The following is a 2182-nucleotide window of genomic DNA, read 5'->3' on the forward strand; positions in this document are numbered from 1 at the left end:
GCGCTGGACGATCTTGGTGAAATTGCCGGTGGCGTTTTCGGCCGGAAGGATGCTGAACTGCGCGCCGGTGGCCGGTGCGATGCTGGCGACATGGCCCTGGAAGGTTTCACCGGGCAAGACGTCGGCCTTGATCTTCACTGTCATGCCGCTCTGGAAATGGGCGATCTGGCTTTCCTTGAAGTTGGCGTCGACCCACAATCCTTCCGCCGGCACCACCGACAACAGCTGCGCGCCAGTGGCGGCGTAAGCGCCGGTACGCGCACGGCGGTTGCCGACCACGCCGTCGACCGGGGCGCGCAATTCGGTATAGCCGACATTCAGTTGGGCGAGGTTGCGCTCGGCGATGGCTTGCTGCATGGCCGCCTGGACCTTCTGCTTTTGCGTGGCGAGCACGTCGAGCTGGCGTTGCGCGGCGAGCAGGCCGGCTTGCGCCTTCTGGCCGTTGGCCTGCGCCTGCTTGTAGTCGGCGTCGGCCTTCTGGAAGCTCTGCACCGACACCGCCGCCCTGGACGACAGGCTTTGGTAACGCGTCTGGTCGTCGCGGGTGCGGGTGAGGTCGGCGTTGCTGGCGGCGACGCCGGCCTTGCCCTGTTCGATCACGGCTTCCTGCAGGCGGCGCTCGGCATCGATGTTGGCCAACGCGGCTTGCTGCGCCTGTACTGCGGCGTCCAGCTTGTTCAGCACCGCGACGTAATCGCGGTCGTCGATCTTGACCAGCAGGTCGCCGGCCTTGACGCGCTGGTTATCGGCGACCAGCACCTTGACAATGTTGCCCGGCACCTTCGGCGCGATCACGGTGATGTCGCCGCCGACGTAGGCATCATCGGTGTGCTCCCAATGACGACCTTCCGCAAACCAATAAACGAGATAAGCGGCCACGGCCAGCAGGACCAGCGCCGGCACCGCGAATTTGATGAATCTCTTTTTTCCCTTCGGCGCGGCACCATTGGTTTCGTTGCCGCCGGCTGCTGCATTTGCTTGCGTTGTCATCTGATACCCCTGCCCTTCTCTAGTGTCTGTCTTGCGCCCAATGGATGTCGCCTTGCGGCATTTTTTACTTCAAAAAAATGTTGAAACTGCTAGTTGCTTTCATTTTGATAGTTATATTAAACTAGAGACTATCATTTTGCAAGTAACTTTTAAAAACACGACATCCGACACTTGTTCAGAGGAAGCGACATGAGCAACATCACATCTACAGGCATCACCGCACTGCGCACGACACGCCTGACGGCGCTGGCGGCGGGAATCTTCCTGGCGGGCTGCGCCAGCGGCCCGGATTACCAGGCGCCGGCGGTGACGACCGGCGCCTTCCACAACGCGTCGTTGCTGGAGCAACGCACGACAACCGCAGCATCGATGCCGCAACTCGAACAGTGGTGGACCGGCTTCAACGATCCGGTATTGAGCAGCATCGTGCAGCGCGCGATGCAACAGAACCTCGATCTGGCCGCCTCGCTGGCACGGGTGGAGCAGGCGCAAGCAGCGGTGCGCCACGCCGGCGCCGAGCGGCTGCCGCAAGTCGGCCTGGACACCCAGGCGGGACGCCAGCGCCAGTCGCTCAACAGTCCGTTGGGCAAGATCGCATCCAGCTTCCCCGGCTATCAGCGCACCCAGACCTTGTATGACGTCGGCGTCGGCGCCAGTTGGGAAACCGACCTCGCCGGCTCGCTCAGGCGCGGCGTCGAAGCGGCCGATGCCGAGCGCGACGCCGCCGAAGCGGACCACCTCGGCGTGCGCATCTCGATCGCGGCCGAGGCGGCGGATGCCTACTTCCGCATTCGCAGCGCACAGGCGCGCATCCGTATCGCAGAAGATCAGGTGCAGACCAGCGACAAGTTGCTTGGACTGGTGAAGTTGCGTTTGCACGACGGTTTGTCCAATCAACGTGAAGACGCCCTGGCCCAGGCGCAGTTATCGCAGGTGCGCGCCGGCATCCCGCCGCTGCGTGCCGAACTCGAACGCCAGCTCAATCGCCTCGATGTATTGATGGGCGCGGTGCCCGGCACCTATGCGCGCGAACTGGATACCGGTGCGGCCAACGATATTGCAGTGCCGGCCATCAGCGTTGCCGACGGCAGCGCCGGATTGCTGCGCCGCCGTCCCGATGTGCTGGCGGCCGAACGCAAACTGGCGGCGTCGAATGGCCCCCGGTTGAAACTGCTAGTTGCTTTCATTTTGA

General features: G+C 63.1%; 2 protein-coding genes. One reads left to right on the top strand and one right to left on the bottom strand.

The genetic code is table 11. From position 1 onward, the window contains the following. Window positions 1-990 (bottom strand): HlyD family secretion protein (locus tag HLUSI_RS29545; RefSeq protein WP_016835390.1); only part of this gene is annotated, 990 nt, incomplete at its 3' end. Window positions 991-1179: 189 nt separating this feature from the next. Here HLUSI_RS29545 and HLUSI_RS0118645 point away from each other — a divergent pair. Continuing rightward, window positions 1180-2182, top strand: a 1003-nt coding sequence (locus HLUSI_RS0118645) for a TolC family protein (protein ID WP_016835391.1), incomplete at its 3' end; no start/stop codon positions are given.

The sequence above is a fragment of the Herbaspirillum lusitanum P6-12 genome (assembly GCF_000256565.1).
Taxonomy (GTDB): Bacteria; Pseudomonadota; Gammaproteobacteria; order Burkholderiales; family Burkholderiaceae_D; genus Herbaspirillum; species Herbaspirillum lusitanum.